A 6,177-nucleotide genomic window follows, 5' to 3' on the forward strand; every position below is an offset into this window, starting at 1 on the left:
CCTGCGCCCAGTACAGGCTGGCCACGATCGCCCGACGGGCGGCGAGGTGTTGCCGACAGGTGTGCGCTCTACTTGCCGGACCTGGTGCGGCCCAGCCAGTCGGCGTACTTGACCTCCCCGAGGACCGCCCCGTCGACCGGCACCAGACTCCGCTCGTCCAACTCGGATCCGTAGTAGCGCGCGTGCGGGTCGGTGACCACCTCACGAGGATCGCCCGAAGCAGCCAGGGCGCTCCGGAAGAACTCGTCCATCCGGACCCGCTCAGGCCCGGCGACGTCGACCCGCCCGTTCATCGGCGACCCCACCGACGTCCGGACCACTGCCTGGGCCACCTCGTCGCCGGCGATGGGCTGGAACAGCACCGGTGGCATCCGAACCGTGCCACCGTCCGCGGTGCTGTCGGCGATGGCCGGGACGAACTCGAAGAACTGGGTGGCGTGCACGATCGAGAACGGGATCGGCGAGTCCTCCACCAGCTTCTCCTGCGCAGCCTTCGCCCGGAAGTAGCCGTTCTCCGGCAGCCGCTCGGTCCCCACGATCGACAGCGCCACATGCTGGCCCACACCGGCGGCCGCCTCCGCCGCGAGCTGGTTGCGGGTGGAAGTCGTGAAGAAGTCCAGCACCGCGCTGTCCTCCCATGAGGGGGCGTTCGACACGTCGATCACCACGGACGCGCCGGCGAACGCCTCGGCCAGGCCCTCGCCGGTGATGGTGTTGACGCCGGTCTTCGGTGAGGCCGCCACCGCCTCGTGGCCGAGCTCGCCGAGCATCGCCACGACCTTCGACCCGATCAGGCCGGTACCGCCGATTACAACGATCTTCATGACAGGCCCTTCTGTCGCTGGCGTCGGTTGCCGTCCGGTCACCAGTTAAGACCGGGAACCTCCCGGGCTGGGACACATCAGCGATATGTCCCCAAAGTTGTGATATGCGGCGTGGGGTGGAGATCCTGCCCTGCGGTCCCGGTCGGTCGACGCGATCGCCGTGCGCCGCTCAGGTGTCCGTGGCGTACTCGGCCACGGCGCGCCGGAGCGCCGCGATGTCGGACCACTCGCGGCTGGGGTGCACCCGGTTGGTGAGCAGGACCAGCGCCAGGTCTCGGCCGGGGTCGACCAGGAGGGAGGTGCCGGTGAAGCCGGTGTGGCCGAAGGCCGCGTCCGCCGCCAACGGGCCCATCCACTGCGGGTCACCGATGCGGACGCCGAGGCCGTGGCGGAAGCCCGGGTCGATGCCTGCGGGCAGCTGATCGCGGGTCATTTCCGCCACGGTGTCCGGCTGGAGGACGCGGACCCCGTCGACGGCTCCGCCCTGCCGCAGCATCTCGCCGAACCGGGCGACGTCGGCGGCCGTGCCGAACAGGCCGGCGTTGCCCGCCGTTTCGCCGAGAGACCAGGAGTTCTCGTCGTGGACGCTGCCACGCAGCATGCCACGACCGATGTCGGGCTGGTGTTCGGTGGCCGCGGTCCGGGCCGCGCGGGCGGGGTCGGGCCGGAAGCCGGTGTCGGTCAGGCCCAGGGGTCGGCAGATCCGCTCCTGCACCAGATCGGGCAGCCGCCGGCCGGTGACTCGTTCGGCCAGCAGCCCGGCGACCATGAATCCGACGCACGAGTATTCGAAGGTGCTGCCGGGCCGGTCGACGAGCGGGGCGTGCAGCACCGCCCGCACCCGGGATTCGCGGTCCGGCCAGTCGGTCCACAGCCGCAGCAACGCCGGCAGCCCGGAGGTGTGGGTGAGCAGGTGGCGCGGGGTGATGCGGCGCCGGTCGCCGGCGCCGAAGCCGGGCAGCCAATCGGCGATCGGTTCGTCGAGGCCGAGTTGACCCTCTTCCATCAGCGTCAGCAGCACCGTCGTGGTGAACAGCTTCGTCACCGAGGCGAGATCGAAGATTGTGGACTCCAGGGCGGGCCGGCGGGCCTCCGGTGCGACCGGGGTGCCGGCGGCGTCGACGTACCGGGCCAGGTGACCGACGGTAACCAGATCGGTGGGATGGCCGCCTCGCTGGATCAGGGCGACGGCCGCGCTGTAGAGCGGACGCCGTCCGCCTTCCAGGCCGTTGACCAGCATCGTTTTGAGTCGGGACACACGGAGGACCCTAGCTCAGCTGGCAACTTTTTTCATGCAGCATCCGCATCTCGGAAACTGTTGACATCACTCCGTGGCGCCTCGATACTCGGTCGCCGGGCGTACGGCACCCGCCGAGGGCGGGGAGTACCGGCGCCCGTGGCGCTCGCGGCGACGTGGCCGTGGCATACCGGAGGGAAGGAACGTGAAGCTCCCCAGCGCGCTGAGCTCGCCAGCTACCAGGTGTCTGGTGGCCGTCGCGGCCACCGCCCTCGTCGCGACGGGCTGCTCCAGCGGCACACCCGGCAAGGAAGGGTCAGCCGGCGGCGGCACCCTGGTCGTCGGCTACACCGCCGACCCCAACACGCTCGAGCCCTGGAAGGCCACCCAGTTCCAGGCGGTGCATCTGCTCGAGCAGATGTACAGCACGCTCACGGAACTCGACGGCGACCTCAACGTCAAGCCCGGCCTGGCCGAGAAGTGGCAATATGCCGACAACAACAAGACCCTGACCCTGACCCTGCGCAAGGGCGTCAAGTTCCACGACGGCAAGCCGTTCAGCTCCGCCGACGTGAAGTCGTCGATCGAGCGGATCCAGAAGCCGGAGACCGCCGCGGTGGCCGCCGCCACCGTCAAGTCGATCCAGTCGGTCGACGCGCCGGACCCGCAGACCGCCGTGCTGCACCTGGCGGCACCGGACGCCGGCCTGCTCGCCGGCCTCGCCACCACCAACCTGGCGATGCTGTCGAAGGACGACACCCCGGAGACGGTGGGCAAGAAGCCCAACGGCACCGGCGCCTTCAAGTTCGACAGCCGCACCGCCGGCCAGTCGGTGAAGCTGACCGCCAACGGCGACTACTGGGGCAGCAAGCCGAAGCTGGGCGGCCTGGAGTTCCGGATCATCCCGGACCAGACCTCGGTCGTCGCGGCCCTGCAGTCCGGCAACGTCCAGTTCGCCACGCTCGACGACCCGCTGGTCGCCAAGTCGGCCGAGGGCAGCGGGCTCAAGGTGGCCAAGACGCCGAGCCTCTCGTACCACGTGCTGCAGCTCAACGCCCGTAAGGCGCCGCTGGACAAGCTCGACGTACGGCTCGCCATCTCCTGCGCGATCGACCGCAAGCAGGTACTGGACACGGCCGCGCTCGGCGAGGGCGAGGTGACCGGGCCGATCACCTCCCCGGCCTACAAGTCCGACCCCGACGCACGTCCCTGCCCGAACCGGGACGTGGCCAAGGCCAGGCAGTTGCTGGCCGGCGCCGGTTTCGCCAACGGCGTCACCATTCCCGCGATCGTCTCCCAGGGCGAGTACGCCACCTCCGTCAACGAGGCGCAGAACCTGCAGGCCCAGCTGAAGGAAGCCGGCATCAACCTCACCCTGCAGACGCTGGAGTCCGGCGCGTACGTGGACAGGTGGGTCGCCGCCGACTTCAGCGCGGCGGTGGCGCTCAACGGCGGCCGTCCGGACCCGGACGGCATGTACGGGCGCTACTTCACCAGCACCGGCAACCTGAACAAGGTGGCCGGCTACTCCTCGCCCGAGCTCGACAAGCTCTTCGCCGAGGGCAAGGCGACCACCGACACCGCCCAGCGCAAGGAGATCTACACCCAGGTTGCCCGGCACCTGGAGGACAACGCGGTCTGGGTGTGGCTGTTCTCCAGCTACAGCTACACCGCGACCACCCAGGGTGTCTCCGGCTTCACCCCACTGGCGAACGGCTCCCTGCAGAACCTGCGCGAGATCTCGCTGCAGTGACCGCACGACCTGCCGGGCGGTGCGCGCACCGCACCGTCCGGCAGGACCTATCCAAGGAGGTGCCGGTGCGGGCCATCGCACGTCACCCGTTGCTCCGTCGGCTCGTGGAGACGGTGCTCACCCTGTTCGGCGTCGCGGTGCTGGTCTTCACCACTCTGCGGGCGATTCCCGGCAACGAGATCACCGCCACCCTCGGCACCGAGGCCGCCGGGCTCAGCCCCGAGCAGCAGGAATCCCTGCGCGCCTACTACGGCCTCGACCAGCCGGTGGTGCTGCAGTTCTTCTCCTGGCTGGGCAACGTGCTCACCGGCAACCTCGGCTTCTCGCGCCGAGCCGGCGCGTCCGTACTGGAGATGACCGCGAACGCCCTGCCGGTCACGATGGAGCTGGCGGTTCTGGCCACCATCATCGGTCTGCTGATCGGGGTGCCGCTGGCCATGCTCTCGGCGTCCCGCCCGAACGGGGTCCGGGACGGGTTCGGCCAGCTCGTCGGCCTGGCCGCCCTGTCGGTGCCGAACTTCCTCCTCGGCGCCGCGCTGCTCACGGTGGTCTCCAAGTACGCGCACTACAACCCCAACGCCCAGGGTTTCGCCCCGTTCACCCAGGACCCGCTGCTGAACCTGCAGCAGATGCTCTTTCCGGCGCTGGTCCTCGGCTTCGGCCTCGCCGCCCCGATCATGCGCACCGCACGATCCGCACTCCTGGAGGTGCAGACCCAGGACTTCGTCCGCACCGCCCGCGGCAAGGGCGTCACGCCGTGGCGGCTGCGGCTGCGTCACGTGCTGCACAACGCGCTGAACCCGATCGTGACCATGACCGGCATCCAGTTCGGCTACCTGCTCGGCGGCGCTGTCGTGGTCGAGCAGATCTTCTCCGTGCCGGGCATCGGCCGGCAGGTCCTCGCGGGAATCCAACAGAAGGAGTACGCCGTGGTGCAGAGCACCGTTCTGGTGATCGCGACCACGTTCGTGGTGGTCAACCTCCTCACCGATCTGCTCTACCGGGTGATCGATCCCCGGGTGCGTGCCGCATGAGCCGGCGCAGCGCGAACCCGACTCCCGGCATGCGCGGCGGAGCGTCGGCATGACGCCCGCAGTTGCCGGGCAGCAGGTGCCGGTGGCCGCACCCCGGACCCGCGCAGCGGCGTGGCGGCGACTGCTGCGCAGCCCCGCCGGTCTGGTCGGCGCGGTGCTGGTGGTACTCGTCGTCGTGGCCGCAGGCACCGCCCTGCTGGGGATGACCCCGTACGATCCGATCGCCCAGCACCCGCAGGCCCGCCTGCAGCCGCCGTCGGCGCAATACTGGTTCGGCACCGACCAGTTCGGCCGCGACGTCTTCTCCCGATCACTGGCCGGCCTCGGCAACTCACTGCGTGTCGCGGTCGTCGCGGTCTTCCTCTCCGCCGCCGTCGGCACCACCGCCGGCATCTGCGCCGGCTTCTACGGCGGCAAGGTACGCGGGCCGGTGCTCGCCGTGACGAACGTGCTCTTCGCGTTCCCACCGCTGCTGCTCGCGCTGACCCTCGCGGCCACCTTCACCCGCAACTGGCTGACCATCGCGATCGCCATCGCCATCGTCTACGTGCCGATCTTCGTCCGGGTCAGCCGCGGGCCGGTGCTGTCGCTGCGCGAGACCGACTTCATCAAGGCGGCCCGGGTGCTCGGCATCCCGACCTGGCGGATCCTGCTGCGTCACCTGCTGCCGAACCTCGTCGCCATCGTCATCGTGCAGGTGACCCTGTCGCTGTCGTGGGCGGTGCTCACCGAGGCCGCGCTGAGCTTCCTCGGGCTGGGCAGCCCGCCACCCGCCCCGTCGCTGGGGTCGATGGTCTTCGACGCCAAGATCCTCGCCGGAACGGCCTGGTGGAACCTGGCTGCGCCGGGTGCCGTCATCGTCATCTTCGTGGTCGGGCTCAACCTGCTCGGCGACGGGCTGCGCGATGCCCTCGACCCGAGAAACGGACGCAACGCATGAATGATCGCCTTGGTGACCTGCTGACCGAACAGGTCGACGACCGGTACGCGGGCCTCGACACCGCGTCGGTCGCGCAGTTGGCGGTGGTCATGAACGACGCCGACGTGACCGTGCCCGGCACTGTTCGTGCGGCGTTGCCGCAGATCGTGCCGGCCATCGAGGACATCGCCGACCGGCTGGCGGCCGGCGGTCGGTTGGTCTACGTCGGGGCGGGCACCGCCGGCCGGATGGGGGTGCTCGACGCGTCGGAGTGCCCACCGACGTTCAGTACCCCACCGGACCTGGTGCGCGCCGTCATCGCCGGTGGCACCGAGGCGGTGCTGGCGGCGAAGGAGGGGGTCGAGGACGACGAGGCGGCCGGCGCGGCGGTGGGGGGAGGGGGAGAAACC

General features: G+C 70.2%; 5 protein-coding genes and 1 pseudogene. 4 read left to right on the plus strand and 2 right to left on the minus strand.

What is annotated here, in order from left to right; translation table 11 throughout:
- Positions 1–68: 68 nt before the first annotated feature.
- Both ACL02O_RS26530 and ACL02O_RS26535 read right to left on the minus strand, forming a co-directional pair.
- The gene (locus ACL02O_RS26530; RefSeq protein WP_412820888.1) at positions 69–824 is read right to left on the minus strand and encodes an SDR family oxidoreductase; all 756 of its coding nucleotides are present in this window, start codon (positions 822–824) and stop codon (positions 69–71) included.
- Between the two features lie 169 nt (positions 825–993).
- Complete coding sequence (locus tag ACL02O_RS26535; protein ID WP_412820889.1) at positions 994–2,082, minus strand: serine hydrolase domain-containing protein; 1,089 nt, start codon at positions 2,080–2,082, stop codon at positions 994–996.
- A 184-nt stretch (positions 2,083–2,266) separates the two neighbouring features.
- On the opposite strand from ACL02O_RS26535, the gene ACL02O_RS26540 reads away from it, so the two are divergent.
- The 4 genes and pseudogenes from ACL02O_RS26540 to ACL02O_RS26555 all read left to right on the plus strand — a co-directional run.
- Positions 2,267–3,814: an ABC transporter substrate-binding protein gene (locus ACL02O_RS26540; protein ID WP_412820890.1), complete on the plus strand. Its 1,548-nt coding sequence runs from the start codon at positions 2,267–2,269 to the stop codon at positions 3,812–3,814.
- A 65-nt stretch (positions 3,815–3,879) separates the two neighbouring features.
- The gene (locus ACL02O_RS26545) at positions 3,880–4,848 is read left to right on the plus strand and encodes an ABC transporter permease (protein ID WP_412820891.1); all 969 of its coding nucleotides are present in this window, start codon (positions 3,880–3,882) and stop codon (positions 4,846–4,848) included.
- Between the two features lie 49 nt (positions 4,849–4,897).
- On the plus strand, positions 4,898–5,788 hold the full coding sequence (locus tag ACL02O_RS26550) for an ABC transporter permease (RefSeq protein ID WP_412820892.1): 891 nt from the start codon (positions 4,898–4,900) through the stop codon (positions 5,786–5,788).
- A pseudogene (locus ACL02O_RS26555) lies at positions 5,785–6,177 on the plus strand (N-acetylmuramic acid 6-phosphate etherase); the annotation flags it as partial. The gene ACL02O_RS26550 and the pseudogene ACL02O_RS26555, both read left to right, overlap by 4 nt.

It is taken from the genome of Micromonospora mangrovicola (assembly GCF_047200535.1).
Classification (GTDB): Bacteria; Actinomycetota; Actinomycetes; order Mycobacteriales; family Micromonosporaceae; genus Micromonospora.

Coding starts and splice junctions, on each gene's coding strand:
- ACL02O_RS26550 (WP_412820892.1), top strand. CDS start 4,898: ATGACGCCCGCAGTTGCCGGGCAGCAGGTGCCGGTGGCCGCACCCCGG.
- ACL02O_RS26530 (WP_412820888.1), bottom strand. CDS start 824: ATGAAGATCGTTGTAATCGGCGGTACCGGCCTGATCGGGTCGAAGGTC.